Annotated in this window: 17 protein-coding genes; 10 read left to right on the top strand and 7 right to left on the bottom strand. The window is 44.4% G+C overall.

The genetic code is table 11. The features are described from left to right. Positions 1-29 precede the first annotated feature (29 nt). The 3 genes from AC5EF3_RS06615 to AC5EF3_RS06605 all read right to left on the bottom strand — a co-directional run bounded on the left by AC5EF3_RS06615 (position 30) and on the right by AC5EF3_RS06605 (position 2,916). The gene (locus tag AC5EF3_RS06615; protein ID WP_493547467.1) at positions 30-1,241 is read right to left on the bottom strand and encodes a type III PLP-dependent enzyme; all 1,212 of its coding nucleotides are present in this window, start codon (positions 1,239-1,241) and stop codon (positions 30-32) included. A 247-nt stretch (positions 1,242-1,488) separates the two neighbouring features. Further along, the gene (locus AC5EF3_RS06610; protein WP_015826670.1) at positions 1,489-1,668 is read right to left on the bottom strand and encodes a YqaE/Pmp3 family membrane protein; all 180 of its coding nucleotides are present in this window, start codon (positions 1,666-1,668) and stop codon (positions 1,489-1,491) included. A gap of 168 nt (positions 1,669-1,836) precedes the next feature. Further along, positions 1,837-2,916, bottom strand: a complete 1,080-nt coding sequence (locus AC5EF3_RS06605; protein WP_493547466.1) for a glycosyltransferase family 4 protein — start codon at positions 2,914-2,916, stop codon at positions 1,837-1,839. Positions 2,917-3,102: 186 nt separating this feature from the next. Here AC5EF3_RS06605 and AC5EF3_RS06600 point away from each other — a divergent pair, with 186 nt between their 5' ends. From AC5EF3_RS06600 to AC5EF3_RS06575, 6 genes are all read left to right on the top strand, one after another. Beyond that, a complete protein-coding gene (locus tag AC5EF3_RS06600) occupies positions 3,103-3,792 on the top strand; it encodes a DUF533 domain-containing protein (RefSeq protein ID WP_493547465.1) in 690 nt (229 codons plus the stop codon). A 445-nt stretch (positions 3,793-4,237) separates the two neighbouring features. Further along, positions 4,238-6,103 (top strand): ribonucleoside-diphosphate reductase subunit alpha, encoded by a 1,866-nt coding sequence (locus AC5EF3_RS06595; protein WP_015826673.1) that lies wholly within the window; start codon positions 4,238-4,240, stop codon positions 6,101-6,103. A gap of 262 nt (positions 6,104-6,365) precedes the next feature. Further along, complete coding sequence (locus AC5EF3_RS06590) at positions 6,366-7,082, top strand: lipid A-modifier LpxR family protein (protein ID WP_149037357.1); 717 nt, start codon at positions 6,366-6,368, stop codon at positions 7,080-7,082. Positions 7,083-7,490: 408 nt separating this feature from the next. After that, the gene (locus tag AC5EF3_RS06585; protein ID WP_015826675.1) at positions 7,491-8,528 is read left to right on the top strand and encodes a ribonucleotide-diphosphate reductase subunit beta; all 1,038 of its coding nucleotides are present in this window, start codon (positions 7,491-7,493) and stop codon (positions 8,526-8,528) included. Positions 8,529-8,661: 133 nt separating this feature from the next. Then, entirely contained in the window at positions 8,662-9,957 is a 1,296-nt protein-coding gene (locus AC5EF3_RS06580; protein WP_493547464.1) for a phospholipid carrier-dependent glycosyltransferase, read from the top strand. A 104-nt stretch (positions 9,958-10,061) separates the two neighbouring features. Next, entirely contained in the window at positions 10,062-11,504 is a 1,443-nt protein-coding gene (locus tag AC5EF3_RS06575; protein ID WP_015826677.1) for an AMP nucleosidase, read from the top strand. A 79-nt stretch (positions 11,505-11,583) separates the two neighbouring features. On the opposite strand, the gene AC5EF3_RS06570 is transcribed toward AC5EF3_RS06575, so the two are convergent. Together AC5EF3_RS06570 and AC5EF3_RS06565 are read right to left on the bottom strand one after the other, a co-directional pair. After that, positions 11,584-12,114 (bottom strand): hypothetical protein, encoded by a 531-nt coding sequence (locus tag AC5EF3_RS06570; RefSeq protein ID WP_015826678.1) that lies wholly within the window; start codon positions 12,112-12,114, stop codon positions 11,584-11,586. Positions 12,115-12,298: 184 nt separating this feature from the next. Beyond that, positions 12,299-12,730, bottom strand: coding sequence for a YybH family protein (locus tag AC5EF3_RS06565; protein ID WP_233356739.1), 432 nt, complete (start codon positions 12,728-12,730; stop codon positions 12,299-12,301). 236 nt (positions 12,731-12,966) lie between these two features. Between AC5EF3_RS06565 and AC5EF3_RS06560 the strand changes: the two genes are divergently transcribed. The 4 genes from AC5EF3_RS06560 (at position 12,967) to AC5EF3_RS06545 (ending at position 17,387) form a co-directional block, all read left to right on the top strand. Then, on the top strand, positions 12,967-14,301 hold the full coding sequence (locus AC5EF3_RS06560; RefSeq protein ID WP_493547463.1) for a cytochrome P450: 1,335 nt from the start codon (positions 12,967-12,969) through the stop codon (positions 14,299-14,301). A gap of 79 nt (positions 14,302-14,380) precedes the next feature. Beyond that, positions 14,381-15,151 (top strand): tyrosine-protein phosphatase, encoded by a 771-nt coding sequence (locus tag AC5EF3_RS06555; RefSeq protein WP_493547462.1) that lies wholly within the window; start codon positions 14,381-14,383, stop codon positions 15,149-15,151. A gap of 24 nt (positions 15,152-15,175) precedes the next feature. Further along, on the top strand, positions 15,176-16,585 hold the full coding sequence (locus AC5EF3_RS06550; protein ID WP_493547461.1) for an anthranilate synthase component I family protein: 1,410 nt from the start codon (positions 15,176-15,178) through the stop codon (positions 16,583-16,585). Continuing rightward, positions 16,578-17,387, top strand: coding sequence for an aminotransferase class IV (locus AC5EF3_RS06545; protein WP_493547460.1), 810 nt, complete (start codon positions 16,578-16,580; stop codon positions 17,385-17,387). Before AC5EF3_RS06550 ends, AC5EF3_RS06545 begins: the two co-directional genes overlap by 8 nt. A gap of 19 nt (positions 17,388-17,406) precedes the next feature. Here AC5EF3_RS06545 and AC5EF3_RS06540 read toward each other — a convergent pair whose 3' ends face one another. Then, a complete protein-coding gene (locus AC5EF3_RS06540) occupies positions 17,407-17,970 on the bottom strand; it encodes a TadE/TadG family type IV pilus assembly protein (protein ID WP_493547459.1) in 564 nt (187 codons plus the stop codon). Continuing rightward, positions 17,970-18,530 (bottom strand): TadE/TadG family type IV pilus assembly protein, encoded by a 561-nt coding sequence (locus AC5EF3_RS06535; RefSeq protein WP_493547458.1) that lies wholly within the window; start codon positions 18,528-18,530, stop codon positions 17,970-17,972. The genes AC5EF3_RS06540 and AC5EF3_RS06535 overlap by 1 nt, the downstream gene beginning before the upstream one ends. Positions 18,531-18,595: the final 65 nt, after the last annotated feature.

Here is an 18,595-nt window from a genome sequence, read left to right as displayed (position 1 = left end):
ATGCTGAAAGCAGCCGCTATGCTTCACGACTAAGCTTCACGGCGCGGCAAGAAGATAACATTGTTTTCGTAACGACGTTGTTCTTCTGCTTGTGTTTCGTACATTGTTTGGCTGATGCTATTGCGTACGCGGTAGGTTTTGGTGTCTCCAAAACCGTTAAAGCGTGTTGACATAGCTGTGCCGTATGCGCCCATCATGCCAAATTCTATATAGTCGCCTTCTTGAATGTCGGCGGGTAGATCGAAAACGCCATCAAGCACATCAATGGAATCACATGTTGGCCCGTAAATGGTGAAGGGTTTGCTGTGAATACTTGTTTTGCCAGATCCGCGGTGGACTTCCATAGGGAAAGGCCATTTGCAGTGGGCAGCATCAAACAAGTTACCATATGCACCATCATTGAGGTAGACACGGCCATCGCGCACTAATTCTACTTTAGCGACGATAGATGTTGAATCGGCCACAAGCGCACGGCCTGGCTCGCACCATAGGTCTGCGTTGAACAAAACTGGCATTTCTTCAAACACTTGGTTGATCACATCAATGTATGACTGAAGCTCTGGTGGTTGCATGCCGGGGTATAGGGCTGGGAAGCCGCCGCCAACATCAACGATATCCACAGTCACAGCCGCTTGCACGATTGTGTTTGAGACAGTGTCCATAGCAATGCGGTATGCGCCCGGGTCCATACATTGAGACCCAACGTGAAAGCTCACGCCTAGTTCATCTGCGTATGAACGTGCAGCTTGCAATAGGTGTGCAGCATCATCGCCAAAACAGCCAAATTTGCCAGATAGGGGCATGGATGCACCATCATTGGATACAGCCATACGCACGACCAATGTTAGGTCTTTGGCAAAGTCAGTTGCTTCAAGAATTTTTTGTAGCTCAGCTTCACAGTCGAGCACAAAGATTCTGACACCATAGTCAAAATAGGCGCGCTCAATTGAATTGCGGCTTTTGATTGGGTGCATGTATGCCAATACCGCATCGTCGAAGCGGTTTGCTACAAGCTCGATTTCTTCCAGAGACGCAACATCAAACCAGCGCATGCCAGCTTCATACATAGCATCAAGCGCCCATGGTGATGGGTTTGCTTTGACGGCATATAGCACGTCGCCCGGAAAGTGGTTCTGGAACCAAGCAGCAGCTGTTGACACCCTCTCTGGTCGCACACAAGCGACTGGAGATTCAGGGTGAAGCACACGGACTAGGTCCAGAGGTGTTTGGAAAGTGATCATCTCACTGTCCCCTCTGTATTAAATTAAACCCAATCCGGCGTTAGTACGGGCTTTCGTCTCGTTAAGTCTGCCCCTCAACCCGCACACGTCATCCAAACCCCTGTTAGGGAAGTTCAGACGCCACGTGGAATCAGGGCGGCAAAGCCTCGAGCCGATGTCCGCCGGAGCCAGCCACATAAAATGTATATGCGTTCGTGTAAAGTTAAAAAATTCGCTGCTCGATAAAAAATCGTTTTTTCAACTGTATTTATGGTGTTGTTACAGGATCGCTGCGACGTGCAATAATCCAGATTGCGTGCACGATACCTGGAATGTAACCAAACAATGTTAGAACAAGGTTGATCCAGAATTGTACACCAATACCAACTTGAAGAAACACACCCAATGGTGGAAGAAGGATGGCTAATAGCACTTTCAAGATATTCATCGGATTTTCCTTTCGTGTTGTAGTTGCTTAAACAACGGGGAAGGGAAGAAAAAGTTCCGAGAAAGTTTGACCATTGGCGATAAATGCGAGTTATCTCATCACATTTTTTGATACAAAAATGTGTGATTTCTGGTCTGACGCTTACACTGAAATGTTAGATTGATAGTGCTATTCTACAGGTTTTTTGCGACGTAAGCGACGGAAGCGCTGCCAGAAACGTTTGCGCTCTGGAACGGGCAGTGGATCAAGATTTTCTAGAAATTGCTCTGCACATGCTGTCCAAGAGAAAGCTTGCGCATGTTTGTGGGCGGTTTCTCGGTCCAGCTCGAGACAGTCTAAGCAGGCTTGAGCAAGGTCATCATTGATAGCGCCTGCATTGGTGCCCGGAATTAGATCTTTTGGGCCCGAAACGTTAAAGCCAGCTACAGGCGTGCCAGCAGCCATTGCTTCTAAGATCACCAATCCAAAAGTGTCTGTGAGGCTTGGAAAACAAAATACATCAGCATTGGCAAAATAGGTGCCTAATTCATCTCCAAATTTAGAACCCGGAAATATTGCATCAGGGTATTTTTGCATTAATTCTTCGCGAGCTGGCCCGTCACCTACAACCACTTTTGTGCCGGGAAGATCCAGTTTTAAGAAGGATTCTATGTTTTTCTCAACGGCGACACGTCCTACGTTGAGGAATATAGGACCTTTCATGCCTTTATATGGGCCACGATCCTCTGTTCTTTTACTTGGGTGGAAAAGGTCAGTATCGACACCGCGAGACCAGGCTGCAATATTTTTGAAACCGCGTGTTTGGAGTTCTTCAATCATGGAGACTGTTGCAACCATTACCCGCCCAGAATAGCGATGAAATTGACGAACATATTTATAGCCAGCCCAAAGAGGGATTGGTAATCTGGCATTTAAATATTCTGGGAAGCGCGTGTGGTAAGAGGACGTAAATGGCATTTTATGCTTGAGGCAAATGCTACGTGCCGCCCATCCGAGTGGACCTTCTGTTGCAATGTGAACAGCATCTGGTTCAAATTCTAGCAAGCGTTCTTCAATTTGTGGCTTTGCCCCAAAAGCGAGTTTGATCTCAGGATATGTTGGGAGGGGGATTGTCCTGAAACCATCATTTGGAGAAACGATATCCCAATCATGTCCCATTGCCTCACATTCCGCGATAACGCGTTTCATTGTTCGGACAACGCCGTTTACCTGAGGCTCCCAAGCGTCGGTAACTAACATGATGCGCATGAGGAATCCTTTTGGGTCGTTTCAAATGCTTAGAGCACTTGCATACTTTGCCTGATGTGAATTTGTCTATGTTTTCCTTCGAGTAATACAAAAATAGCTAAATATTTTTGGCAGTGTCAGTCACATAGTTGACATAAGTCATGTCGATATTGTTGCTAACGAAATCTATTTATTGGGGATTTGGCTATGTTTGATATCGAAAAAATTCTAAAACAAGTACAAGAAAAAGCCACGCAGATCGCAGATGAAATTGATGTGGATGCATCAGTTGAAAGCGCCAAAGAAATGGCGAAAAAGGTACAAGATAGAATCGAAACAGATGAAAATGCGCGCAATGCTGCAATAGGCGGCGGTGCATTGCTTGCTGTATTGATGGCATCGAGTGGCGGACGAAAATTGGTCGGCAATGTCGCCAAGACAGGCGCTGTCGCAGCAATGGGGGCGATGGCTTGGAATGCATGGCAAAAGCGAGATGGTGCGACCGCTGATTCTCACAATGATGCTGCAAGCTATGGTTTTGCCGGGAATGATTCAGAAGATCCTGCTTTTTCCATTGCTGTTGTTGAATCAATGGCCGCTGCTGCGCATGCTGATGGTCAACTCGATGCTGATGAAGCGGAAGCTATTAAGGTAGCATTGAAAGATGGCGGACTGAACGAGACAGTTTTGGATGAAACGATAAGCCGCGCAGATATTCTCAATCGTATTTCCAAGGCAGCAATCACACCTAATCATGCTGTTCAGCTATATGCGGCTGCTTGCGCAGGCGCGTGTCAGGTTTCAGATGAAGAGAATGTGTTTTTAACAGAACTTGCCGATAAGCTCGAAATTGATTCTCGTGTGAGTGCCAGAATTCGCGCTGAAATGAATATATAGTCTAAATCTATCTCGAATCTAGATTCTATTTGTGCAGGCAGCCACTATATATAGTGGCTGCCTGTTTGGATTTTTTGTGCCGATTTTACCCCAAAAGGGAGATTTGCGTGGCTGGGCCTGTGGATAAGCTGTGTAGAAATAGCGTATCGGTGTTGATCGTTTGAAACGCTGTTTTTTTTGATTAAGATTTATGCAGTTGGTGCTTTTCTCCAGAAAAGCGAGTGAATGCACATACTTAACGGGAAAATGAATGTTATGGTTAATTGAATATTGCTCTGATGACTGAGTTATTCACCGAAATATCACCGTTCTGAATAACTAAGTGTTGACGTCTCATTAACCCTTAAGCCACTATATATGGGGTCATGGAGTGTGTTAGCCACCATATATTATGATGAGCAAATGCAAAACCGACTGTTTAATATACATCGCGGAGCCTGGGTTAATGTCTGTAGAAAATGCTGCAATTTCAAAAGAAAATAACGAGAAAATCGGTAGAGGTAAGCCTCAAAAGACAGCGGAATTGCGCGTAGTCCAGCAGGTTAAGATCGACGAGAGCCGCGATGAGCTTTTGACTGAGTTTGGTAAAAAGACACTTACAGATCGCTATATTCTACCTGGTGAAGGCTATCAGGAAATGTTTGCGCGTGTTGCTGAGGCTTATGCTGATGATGCAGAGCATGCACAACGCATTTACGACTACATGTCGCGCCTCTGGTTCATGCCTGCAACGCCTGTGTTATCTAATGGTGGAGCTGGTCGTGGTCTCCCGATTTCTTGTTTCCTAAACGATGTAAACGATTCTCTGGATGGTATTGTGGAGACTTGGAATGAGAATGTCTGGCTTGCTTCCAATGGTGGTGGAATTGGAACTTATTGGGGGAATGTGCGCTCAATCGGTGAGACAATTGGTAATGCCGGTAAGACATCGGGAATCATTCCATTCATTCGGGTGATGGATTCGCTTACACTTGCGATTTCCCAAGGGTCTCTACGTCGTGGATCTGCAGCATGTTACTTGGATATTCACCACCCTGAAATTGAAGAATTCCTAGAGATTCGTAAGCCGTCTGGAGACTTTAACCGTAAGTCTTTAAATCTTCACCATGGTTTGAATATCTCTGATGCTTTCATGGAAGCTGTGAAGAATGACGAGGAATTTGGTCTGATCAGTCCGAAAACGGGCGAAGAAGTTAAAAAGATCAATGCGCGTAAGCTTTGGCAGAAAATTCTGGAAGTCCGTATTCAAACGGGTGAACCATATCTGATTTACTCAGACACTGTGAATAACGCGATGCCAGCTCACCAGCGCCAGCTTGGTATGAAGGTGAAGCAATCTAATCTGTGTTCAGAAATTATGCTGCACACTGGGCTAGATCACCTTGGTAATGATCGTACAGCTGTATGTTGTTTGTCATCTGTGAATGCAGAGAAATTCCTTGAGTGGAAAAATGACGAGAACTTCCTAGAAGATATCTTCCGCTTTTTGGATAATGTTCTTCAAGACTTTATTGATCGTGCACCGCCAGAAATGGCACGCGCGGCATATTCTGCGACGCGTGAGCGCTCTGTTGGTCTTGGGTTGATGGGAATGCATTCTTTCTTGCAATCCATGAATGTGCCGATGGAATCTGCGACAGCGAAAAGCTGGAATAATATGATTTTCAAGCACATTCGTCGTGGGTCGGATGCAGCGTCTGTGAAATTAGCTAAAGAGCGTGGGCCGTGTCCTGATGCGGAAGAATGCGGTGTCATGGCGCGCTTCTCTCACAAGATGGCAATTGCACCGACAGCTTCGATTTCGATTATATGTGGAGGAACATCTGCGGGTATTGAACCAATTCCAGCAAATGTTTACACGCACAAAACTTTATCAGGTTCGTTTACCGTGAAAAACCCGCACCTTGAAAAGGTTCTTGAGGCGAAGGGCAAAAATACAGATGGAATCTGGGCTATTATTCTGGAAGCAGAGGGCTCTGTTCAAGGCTTGGATTTCCTTGATGAGCACGAGAAAGCAACTTTTAGAACAGCATTTGAAATTGATCAGCGTTGGTTGATTGAATTGGCTGCTGATCGTACGCCATATATTTGTCAGGCTCAGTCGTTGAATCTGTTCTTGCCGGCTGATATCGATAAGTGGGACTTGCACATGCTTCACTGGAGTGCGTGGGAGAAGGGGTTGAAATCCCTTTATTACTGTCGTTCCAAATCAGTGCAGCGTGCATCATTTGCTGGAGCCGAAGACAAGGTGAAAGTTGAAGGAATGGACACACCTGATACTGATTATGATGAATGTCTTGCTTGTCAGTAGGAATTTAGAACGGGCATTTCAAGAATCAAAATTATAAAAAATGCGTCACATTTTCGGATGTGGCGCGTTTTTTTTGTGATGTTAATTAACAAAAAAAATGATTTTTTTATGCAACCATTTGTTTTTGTTTGTGTTTGTAAATTAAACTAACTTTTTTTTGTTAACATGAATGGATATATTTTATGTTTTAGTATTATACTATCAGTAATAGTGGGTGTGATATTCTTACCATAGTGTATGAAATATTGCAGGGAAAAATAGGATGTTAGCAATGGTTGCGAGCCTGTTTGTCGCATTTTCTTGTATCGGTTGTGGTTCGTCGACAGTGTCAACGGAAGCCTTAAGCACATCTGTTCATGCTGGTCCTGTTGAATACATTTCGACTGAAGCGCCAGTTCAGATAGTTGCTGCGCAATTAGAACAAAGCCTGCATTCTCATTCTAAATTAGTTTCTACTTCAGCAAATTGGGCTGTTAGCAATGACGTGCTTCGCTATAAATCGCGCTTGGACCTTTCTCCAGCCACTTTGAAAAGAGCAACTGAGGAAGTTTATGCGGGTGCGTGGGAATTTAGCGCGCCTTTGGACAAGGCCGGATTTGATTTGGATCTTTCTGTCAGTCCACATGCACGCGTTGAAAAAACTGCAGTTCACGAATCTAGACAAGCCGGTGCGGAAGTGCGCCTGGGTCAAATCGCGGACCGTGTAGATCAGCGTGGAAAAGCCGTGCGTGTCGATAGTTGGTATATGTTTGTTGGTACTGACAATGAAGCATTGTGTTGGGATGTCGGTGATAACGGAGCCAACTTTAAAGGTGTCGCTTTACGTGATCAGGTGACTGTTGGTGATTGGCAAGCTGGAATCGCATTTCACAAAGCGGGCGGAGAATTGTCTATCGGTCTAACGCGTCGTGAGACACGCTTTGAGGACTTTAAGACGACAAGCGATATTGCTGCTATTTCCTTCACTATGCGTCGATAAGCATATCAAGCAATTTTTGAACGCTTGAACATCATATCTAACTATCGGTTAGAGACGATTTAGCGAATAAATTATATCATCTTTATTCGCCATCATTTTACTCACAAAAAAGAAAAACAGCAGCTTGCAATATGCTGCTTCTTTTGTTGTGAGGTGTGTAAACTTTTCTTCTGAAATCAGAATATACACAAGCCATTGAAGATGCTTTAAAAATTGGCATTGTGCTTTTTATTCACAAGTAAAACGTCGAGTTTTTTCGAGTTTTGTGATAGCATTTGATATACAATAAAACTCAGTTAGGCACCAAATGTTGCTTTCAATTGTATGGAAAGCACTACATATTGTGTTGAGGCGAGTCGCGCCCATATTCAAAAATATATACACCGCATATTCGAGCAGGTTAACGTCATGTCTAAGATAATTCTCCCTGAAAAACCCGGCCTTATGACGCCATCTTTGTCGTACAAGCCATTTCGTTATCCGTGGGCATATGATTTTTGGAAAATCCAGCAGCAAGTTCACTGGGTGCCGGAAGAAGTGCCTCTCGGTGAGGACTGTAAAGATTGGGCAGGCAAGCTAAACGATAAAGAACGTAATTTGCTGACGCAGATTTTCCGCTTCTTTACGCAGTCTGACGTGGAAGTTGGTGCCAACTACATGGAAAACTATATGCCGCTGTTTAAGCCGGTAGAAGTTCGCATGATGTTGGCTGCATTTTCAAACATGGAAACTGTTCACATTGCAGCTTATGCTCTGTTGCTTGAAACAATTGGTATGCCGGATTCAGAGTTTTCTGCTTTCATGGAATACGAAGAAATGGCTGCCAAGCATGATTACCTTGGTAAGTTTTCCGTTGATACTGAAGCAGATATCCTAACTTCAATGGCGGTCTTTGGTGGCTTTACTGAAGGTCTGCAATTGTTTGCTTCATTTGCAATGTTGATGAACTTCCCGCGCTTCAATAAAATGAAGGGTATGGGGCAAATTGTTTCTTGGTCGGTGCGGGATGAAAGTCTGCATTGTGAAGGGATGATGAAAATGTTCCACACTTATGCGGAAGAAACGGGTGCACTGACGAAAACAGTGAAGGATGACATCACCGATTGTTGTCAGACTGTGGTCAAACTTGAAGATAAATTTATCGACCTTGCGTTTGAAGCCGGTGAAGTTGAGGGAATGACGCCGGAAGATATCAAGAATTACATTCGTTACATTGCGGATTGGCGATTGAAACAGCTTAAGCTGGACCCTGTTTACGGCGTTGATGAACACCCGATTCCATGGCTGACAGAGATACTAAATGGTGTGGAGCATGCGAATTTCTTTGAGGCGCGTGCGACGGAATATTCAAAAGGTGCGACGGCTGGCGATTGGCATGGTGATTCTGGTGTTTGGTCTAAATTTGACCAGAGCGTAGCCTCACGAAAAGAAGCTCAGGGCGCTTAATCTAAATTTTAGCGTAGGCGGTAAAATGAATTGCAGCCAACGACCTTTTATATTGTGCCTTGATGATTGAATAAAATTCTTTGAGCAACTAAACGCTACATAGGATGGCTATTCTCTCGTCAAGGCATAGGTAATGGTGAACTCTAAACCGCATTCCATAAGCAAAACGGATTGGCTTGTTGGGATATTGATTGCAGTCATAGCCAGCACTCTTATTTGTTGGCGTTTGGGTGTGCCCAATGCTCTGGTTTTTGACGAAGTGCACTATGTGCCGGCTGGCCAGCAGTTTTTTTGGGCTGAAGGGTGGAGCAATAATTCTCATCCGCCCTTTGCAAAATGGCTGATTGGCCTCAGCTCATATTTGACCAATAACGCCGCATGGGGCTGGAGATTGCCGGGGGCGATCCTAGCAACTTTGAGTGTGTGCAGTGTCTTTGCAGTCATGCGCATGTTTGGCTTTAGAGTTGTTGTGGCGCTGTTTGCGGCATTGATGACATTGCTGAACCAGACTTTGCTCGTGCAGGCACGTACTGCAATGCTAGATATTCATAGTCTTGGCTTTTTCGTTTTATCTGCATTATTCTTGGTTTGGTCTGGAAAAAGAATTCGCTCTAGAATTGGGGCAAGTGCGGGCCTTATTATATCTGGAGTTTTTCTAGGGCTTGCTGCGTCTTCAAAATGGTCCGGCGGCATATATATGGTGCTGGTCTGGGCTGGAATTTTTATCTGGCGCTGCACGGAATCTAGTCCAAAAGGCATGGTCTTGCCGCGCTTCTTTGGAAGCGGTTTTGCTAGCTGGAGACGTTTTTCCTTCATGGGCACGCTGTTTCGTCAAGGAATTCCGGCACTCATTATATATGTGCTCACATTTGCACCATTTTTATTGATAGATGGAGATTGGTCGATTGTGGATCTTCACAATCGTATGCTCGCAGATGTGACGGGTGAGCTGAAAAATCACCCTTATCAGAGCCAATGGTGGGAATGGCCACTCATGTTGGAGCCTGTTTGGTATTATTTTGAAAAGCAAACCCTACCAAATACAACTGCTATTTTTCTGATTGGTAACCCTGCAATTTATTGGGCGGGGTTGCCGGCAATTATTGCGTGCTTTGTGTACGGAATTTTGCGTCAGGACGGAGCTTTGTTGGCAATATCGTCTGCATTTTTGGGGTTTTGGTTGGTCTATGCGGTTATTCCAAGAGATTTGATGTTCTTTTATTATTATGAGCAGTCTTCCTTTATGTTGGGGATGGGAATTGCAGCTTTTGTGTCTCGGTTCGTAAAGCGAGATCTGCAAAATATCGCTTTGCTTATATGGGGTTTGGTCGCCGCTGGTTTCTTTGTATTCTTCTATCCCGTGCTAACTGCAATGCCGTTTGAAGGAGATGAATGGTTACGTTGGCGTTGGTTCTCTTTCTGGTCCTAGAATATAGAATTGAGTTTATTTGAAAATTTGTCGGATTTTGCTTTTCGATATTTCAAATAGTGATTACCTCTATCTAAATTAGATTTGAATGTTTGGAGTTTGCAATGACACCCGTAGAAGTCGTAGACCGCGTCACACAATTATACGATGCCTCCGTGGCATCTCTACAATCTGCACTCAATGACTTCATCACTAAAGGGAAAAAGCCAGACCCTGCATGGCGTACAGATGGCCGCTTTTCTTATCCTCAAGTTAAAGTCATATATCGGCCAGATGGTCCACCGCCTGTTGTATCTCGAGCTTTTGGAAAGCTGTCAGAGCCGGGCGTGTATGTGACAACGATAACGCAGCCGCATTTTTTCCGAGCTTATCTCATCTCTCAGCTCACCATGATTACAAACGATCATAAGGTGGAATTTGAAGTCGGACTGTCTGATTCCAATATCCCTTATCCTTATGTGCTGGATGGGGCTGAGGGTGTGGATGCGGATGTTATTTCACCCGCTGATTTCGCAAGTTATTTTCCCACACCTAAATTATCTCAAATTGGAGATGAAGTTCCCGATGGAACGCCGTGGATTGATGATTATGAAAAGCCACTTGCATTATTTGATGCAGCCCGTGTTGATTTTTCACTCAAGCGTTTAGCCCACTATACGGGTACACCGATTGAGAGTTTTCAGCGCTACATCCTCTTTACCAATTATCATCGTTATGTTGATGCGTTCGTTGATTGGGCGGTAGAAGAAATTAAAAACGAAAATGGCCTTTATAAAGAGCTTGTCGCGCCAGGTGGGATTCGCGTAGATGCGAAGACGAAGAATGCTGCGAAGAAAGTATCTGACGGACCATGGCGACGGCATCAAATGCCAGCCTATCATATTCTGGGGCCCGATAATGCGTCTGGTATAACATTGGTCAATATTGGTGTTGGGCCCTCCAATGCGAAAACAATCACTGATCATTTGGCTGTATTGAGGCCTGAATGTTGGATTATGGTTGGCCATTGCGGCGGACTTCGTCAATCTCAACGTATTGGTGATTATGTGCTTGGGCATGCTTATCTGCGTGATGACCATGTGCTGGATTCTGTATTGCCAGCTGATATTCCGGTTCCGCCAATTGCAGAAATTCAACAAGCTCTGTCTGAGTCAGCTGAGATTGTGACAGGTGATACGCCTGAGGCACTTAAAAAGCGTCTTAGAACCGGCACGGTATTTACGACAGATGACCGTAACTGGGAACTTCGTTACACTGAGAGTGCGAAACGTATCAATCAGTCTCGCGCGATTGCTGTTGATATGGAGAGTGCGACGATTGCGGCGAATGGCTATCGTATGCGTGTGCCGTATGGAACATTGCTGTGTGTGTCGGATAAACCATTCCATGGCGAATTAAAATTGCCGGGTGCAGCGAACAAATTTTATGAGCGCGCAATTGGTGAACATATCCGTATCGGAATTGACACGCTTGAGCGATTGGCTAGCGGCGATGCCAAGCTACATTCACGTAAATTACGTGCGTTTGATGAGCCGCCATTTAGATAGAAATGCAAGAAATCTATCAAAGAAAAGCCCGCATTGATTATCTCAATACGGGCTTTTTTGATTCGGAAGTCTGAACAAACTAGTAGTTTGAAGAATATTGTTGTGTTTCAACGCCAGCAGCGCAGCAGCGGACTTGCATTTCAAGAACACGAGAGTTGAAGCGGCAAGACTTGTTGTTGACTTCACGCAGGAATGACAAACCGCCGGCGCGGGTTGTGTAGCGTGTTTGTGTGCAGCCCATTAGCGTATAGCCAGCTTCACAGCTACCTGTGTCTGATTTTTGAATGGTTACAGTTTTACAAGCGAGTTCTGATTGTTTGTTGAGGGCAGCAGATGCCAAAGAGCGAGCTGATTTGGCTTCTTCGCGTGCTTCGCGTGAAATCATAAGGGCTTGATCTGCAATTGTGCGCGCTTCACTCACACGTAGATTTGTGTCCGAAAGGGCCGTTTTTTGACCATCAACTTCGAAACTAATTTGACAAAGTCCTTTGGCTGCATTTTCTTCGGCTGCACAGTATTCAGCAACACGCATATCGCTTGGAAGAGTGGATTGACATGCTGATGCAAATACAGCGGCAGCAATTGCGCTCAATGTAAATTTCAATTTCATTTCATCACCTTGTGGTCTTTGTTTTCTCTTTTATCATGTATACTTATGTGCAAGGTCAATTCAGATCGCCTATTTAGTGAATTACTATGCTGTAATGAATTTCTGTTGAATGATGAAAATACGGCGCTGTTTTTTTTTTGCTCAATATGGACGAAAAATGCTAAAAACAGAAATTCTGAAGTGCCTAATTATACGCTGCAATGCACTCTTTGATTTTGGAATTTTTATCGAAAATGAATGTTTCGGCAACGTCTTGTCCGCGATGGTTTGTAAAAAACAAAGTCATGGCATCTGATGATAGAAAAATAGAATTTATCTCAAAATACAGTGTATTTGCCCCCTCCATGGCGGCATTCCAATATTCAACCAATGCTGATTTCCCCTCAAGAAAGGGGCCATCATATTCTATGACGCTCGCTAGTTTGGGAGAGTGATAGACAATGTCTTCAGTGTAATGACTGGCGACAGCTTCTATGTCTCTGTCATTCCATGCTTGTACCCAGCTTCTTGCGAAAGCTTCAGCTTCGTCTCTCGTCAACATTGTATCATTCTCACATTTTAATTTGAGCTTGTGAATTGTGAAAAATGTATCGCCAAGAATTGAATCGACGTCCATAGGTTTCTTGAAAAGCTATAGCGCTGCAAATTAAAATACGCGATTGATAAATAAACACGTTGAAGTTGTAATTTTGTTATGATTATATCTGAGGTGTTTTGGTTTGACTGTTTGTTGGGTGGTGAATACACGCATGCGTTGGCTGACAAATTCTATCTTTGACGATAGAAAACGGCGAATTTGTTTGCTCACCCGCAAATGATTGCGTGCCAGTTTGTTGTTATAGGAGGCTGTAAATGCCTGATAGTTCTTGTGTAATTGGTCCTGATATTGGCGCATCGCGTGGTGGGAATGAAATTCTTGAAGCAGTTTCGCGAGGACGCTTCAATACCGGTGGCGTTATTGCCGGCCCAGACCAGTTGGACATGGATAAAGTCTTTTTATTACATCCAGAACTTTGGCGTCGTGGAGAATATTTTCCATATTTTAAATGGCTCAGAGATAATTCGCCTGTGCATTACACCGCTGAGTCACCTGAAGGGCCGTTTTGGTCGATCACGCGATATGAAGACATCGTGGCAGTGGATAAAAATCATCAGCAATTTTCATCTGATTCGAAATATGGTGGGATCACTATTGCTGATCTGAATCAAGGATTTCAATTGCCGATGTTTATTGCAATGGATCGGCCCGAGCACACAAGATATCGCAAAGCAGTGCAGCCTGTCATGGATGCGGCAAGTCTGAAAAATTTTGAGCATCTTATTCGTGAGCGCACTATTCAAACACTCGATAGTTTACCCATTCACGAACCTTTTGATTTTGTGCACAAAGTTTCCGTCGAATTAACAACGATGATGTTAGCAACATTGTTTGGTTTTCCACAAAAAGACCGCCGAAAGCTATCGCGCTGGTCAGATATAGCGACGAATAAATATAATCCTGAAATTTGCCCTGGCGGTGAAGCGCAATGGCAAAAAGAGCTTACCGAATGTCTTATGTATTTCATGACGCTTTGGCAGGAGCGCGGACAGCGCGAAGAGCCGGGACATGATTTGCTCTCTGCTTTGGCGCATGATGCAAACACCAAGAATATGACGCCGCAAGAATTGTTAGGGAATTTGATCCTGTTGATTGTTGGCGGCAATGATACCACGCGCAACAGCATGACAGGCTCTGTTTATGCTTGGAATTTATTTCCCAAAGAGTTTGAAAAAGTCAAAGCTGACCGCAGTCTTGTTCCCAACCTTGCAGCAGAGACGCTGCGTTGGCAAACATCCCTTGCTTATATGCGCCGCACGGCTGTGGAAGATGTTGAGATGCACGGCAAGTTGATAAAAAAGGGTGACAAAGTCCTAATGTGGTATGTCTCTGGAAATAGAGACGAGCGCGCCATTGAGCGACCAGATGAAATTTGGATTGATCGACCAAATGTGCGCCGTCATCTTGCATTTGGTTTTGGAATTCATCGTTGTGTCGGTAATCGTCTTGCGGAAATGCAGATGAGCATTCTGTGGGAAGAAATACTCAAGCGCTATAGCTATATTGAAGTGTTGCAAGAACCAGAACGCCTGCCCAATAGCTTTGTTAAAGGCTATAAAAGCATGAATGTGATGCTGCATCCTGCGTAGAAAACAACATTCATACTAGACCAATAGATGATCCGGTCTTAACCATGCATCTTACCGTTTAAAACGTGAGGTGAATAAAATGCAGGACCGGATCAAACCATTGCTTGGTGTCAAGAATTTTCGTGACTTTGGCGGGTATGAGACAGTGTGTGGACGCCGCGTCAAAACGGGCAAACTTTATCGCACGGCAGCCTTAAACAAAGCACAAGCAGCTGATCTGGATTTTCTAAATAAGCTTGATATTGGGTTTCAAGTTGATCTGCGCCGCCAGTCTGAACGTGTGGAGGATCCAAATCTGTGGGGTCCACATGAAGTGCACACCTTTAATGACCTCAATGCGTATAAAGCCTCTCACCTTGAGTTTATGGATAAGGGAAATTTGACAGGCGATGAGGCCCATAATTTCATGCTTGCCTATTATAAGGTTGCCCCTTGGGTGGAGGCACATGTCGATCTTTATACGAGATGGTTTCAGCGCTTGGCCGAAACAGATGGAGCTGGCCTTATAAATTGTGCAGCAGGTAAGGATCGTACAGGCTTGGGGTGCGCTGTGACATTGTCATTATTGGGTGTGCCGGAAAAAACGATTTTTGAAGATTACGTCCTTACCAATGAAACAATCAATATTGAAGAGATATTGCCGTTGGCGCGTGAAAAATGGGAAAGCCGCTTGGGACTGGTGATCGAAGATGAAGCACTTTATCCTTTCATTGCTGTGCGTACAGAATATCTTCAATGCGCATGGGATGAAATAAAATCAAAACATGGTTCTATATTATCATACGCTAACGATGTGCTCAAAGTTGACGATCAAAAAATTGAGCGCTTGAAATCGAAATTGCTGGATTAGAAAGTTTGTAAGCTAGAATCCCTGATGCAAAATACTGCGAACAAGCACTTTACAACATATGACTTTCAATATGCTGACCCGATCGAGGTGTTTGCACCTTTGAGAGATCTGCCATTTGCAATGTTGATGCATGGCAAGGGTAAGAGGTGGAGTTATATTTGTGCGCAGCCATTGCAAACCATCATTTTTCAATGTGCTGATGTGCAGGAGGTTTGCGCGCTAGAAACATTGGAAGCCAGTCTAAAAGAATTGGATTTTGAACGTCCATTGAGCGCACCACCATTTTGTGGTGGTTGGGCCGGCTTGGTAAGTTATGAATACGGGCGTCAGCTTTTACCAAAGCTTGAAAATGGTCCAGAACACAGTCAATGGCCTGATCTTGCGTTGGCGCTGTATGACCAAGTTCTTGCTTTTGATCATGAAGAGCAGAAGGCCACTTTGTATGTCTGGGATTGGGCTCAAAGAGAGAGCGTCAATGCAAGAGACGTGTCTCTACATGATGTATTGCAGGCGGGGATGGCGGGGTTGGATAATTGGTGCGGGCCTTTAAGTCAGAGGCCGCCAGAGCCAAGAGAGAAAATTCAAGATTATGAAAATAAGATAGCTAGAACAGTTGCATATATTCATGCGGGTGATTGTTTTCAGTCCAACATTTCACAAGCATTTGATTTTAGGCTTAAAAGCGATGCTCATCCCTATCATTTGATCAAACGGCTAAATCAAAGCAGTGCTGCGCCATTTTCATCTTATTTTAGGCTAGAGAATTTGGCATTGGCTTCCAATTCGCCGGAACGATTTTTGAAAACGAGGCGCGGAATTGATGGTGAGCTGTATGTCTCTACCAAGCCTATAAAAGGCACGCGGCCGCGCGGTGACACCCCAGACAAGGATGTGGCTTTGGCGTCCCAATTGTTGGCGTCCGAAAAAGATCTTGCGGAAAATCTCATGATTGTTGATCTCATGCGTAATGACCTGTCGAAAGTCTGCGTGCCGGGATCTGTAAAAGTGCCCAAATTGAGCGCATTGGAAAGTTTCGCAAATGTCCATCACCTTGTTTCAACGGTGGTTGGGCGGGTTCAGGCCGATAAAGGTGTGGTCGATTTATTGCGTGCCGCATTTCCGGGGGGATCGATAACTGGGGCCCCAAAGATCAGGGCAATGCAGATTATAGCCGAGCTGGAAGATGCCGCGCGCGGGCCTTATTGTGGATCACTGCTTTGGATATCTCCAGATGGATGTATGGATTCATCAATTCTCATTCGTTCGACTGCATTTGTTGAAGAAGAAGGTGGGTGGCGCGGAGAATTTCGGGTTGGCGGTGGAATCGTTGCGGATTCTGATCCTACTGAGGAATATCTGGAGACGATTGATAAGGGGCGTGCTCTTGTTTACGCGCTAACAGATATGTCTGCACAGGAAGAGCGCAATGATTGATCAAGTCTGGCTAAATGGTGAGTGGCTAGCACCTGAAATTGCTAAGATCTCGACATATGACAGAGGTTTCCTACTTGGTGATAGCTGCTTTGAGACTCTGTATTTCAATGGGCGGGAAATTGAAGGTAAAGCTGAACATTTGCAGCTTTTGAAGAAATCTATTGAGGTGCTTAAAATAGAGAATGTTCTTGCGGATGATGTTGTCTTCAAAGCATTGGAGGCAGCTGAGACCATCTTGAAAGACGAGAAAATCACAGAGGCGAGTGTGAGATTGACTCTAAGCCGTGGTTTGGGACGAGGTGCTGAAGTTCTCGGCAAACCGAATATGGTGTTGCAAATGTTTGAGATTGGCGCGGGTCGCCCGTTTTCCGCGTTGAAGCTAATAACTTCTCCCATTCGTCGCAATGAAACCTCTCCGCTCACTTTCATTAAGGCTGGATGTTATGGAGATCATCTGGCTGCATTGCGTTTTGCCAAAGACAATGGAGGCGATGAGGCGTTGATGCTGAACACTAAAGACAATGTGGCGGGGCTCGCCATGGGAAATATTGTTTTGGTGCATCAAGATGAAATTATAACGCCGCCTATCAAAGATGGGGTAAGGGCGGGGTATATGCGTACCCGTGTGTTGCAGCAAGCGAATAAGCAGGCGCTAAAAGTGACGGAACGTTCTGTTTCAATAGATGACATTTTGTCTGCTAAATATCACATTTTTGGATTGAATAGTCTGTGGGGGGTACGTCCTGTCGCATCAGTGGATAATGTACGAATGCCTATAATGAATGCAGTATTGTTGGGGTGAAGATTGCTAATTGCTTTGATTAGCAATTTCCCGGATTGGATTTTGAGCCTATCCAAGCCACTTTATCTGATTGACGTGGGCGTAAATAGAAATGTTGCGAGAGTTTCGAAACGGATGAAATGACGTATTGGAAAGGTGTGTCATAGTCATATTCTATCTCGGCGAATATTACAGATCCATTGCTTGGCATAATACCAGAATCGACGGTCAATTCTTTCCCCGAAGCGTAAGCTGCCATACCATTGCGGCCTTGGCTCCATTCCACGACGGCTTTTCCAGATTTACTGTCTTCTACAACGCTTGAAAGTCTCATTTTGACTGTTGAAGCGTTTTTAGGCCGGATTATGCGACTGGATGCATAAAAAATGTCTTCAACTTCGCAATAATTTACTTCACTGGTTCTTGCGACCAAATCTGCAATTGTGCTTGCTGTGGATGTAACGCGGCGATCAGCTTCGACAAGTAAAGATATTTCGATTGTGCCAAAAAATAACACGGTCAGCAAAGGCAGACATAGTGCAAACTCAAGTGCTGCAACACCTTCGTCATTTTTCCAGAAATGTTTTATAAAGTTAATCAACATTAGAATGGTTCATTTCTGAAAACAGCTGTTGAATGGAGCAAGCGCTTGCCGTCGTTCATATTCTTTAAAGCGGACGACATAATTGGAGTGATTAGGCTCCACTCATAATAGACTTGAACAAGCACAATTTCACTTGGGCCACCTGGGTTGTAATTGAAATTATTTTGGAGTGTTCCGTCCTCATTTAGGGGAAGGGTGTCTCCGGCATTGCTCGCGACGAAATCTTCATATCTTTGAACATCAATGTGAAGTCGGTTGCTACAATCCAGCAAATCAAAAAGATTTCCGCAGACCAGTGTTGCAAAATCGCTTTTAACAGCAGCTTTGCTTTGCAATTCGCCTGTTCTAATTTGGCGAGACGCTTGAGTAACCCCATAATCTAGTGTCGTGGTCATGAAAAAGATCAATGCTATTTCAAGTAGACCAAAGACGAGTAGAAAAAATGGAGCTGCAATCAGCGCAAACTCAACAGCAACAATCCCTTCTTTGTTTTTAGCAAAATCGTTTAGTCGATTTCGCCAAAGACGCAGTTGAGGTTTTTTTATGTGTTTTGTGCACATGGGGCGTCACGTCACCTTAGAATTGCAATATGTATTTCAGAATATCAAAAATAGATGAAGTAATT

Source organism: Hirschia sp., assembly GCF_058892565.1.
Note: the sequence above shows the minus strand (reverse complement) of the source record. Positions and strands in the feature narration are given on the sequence as shown.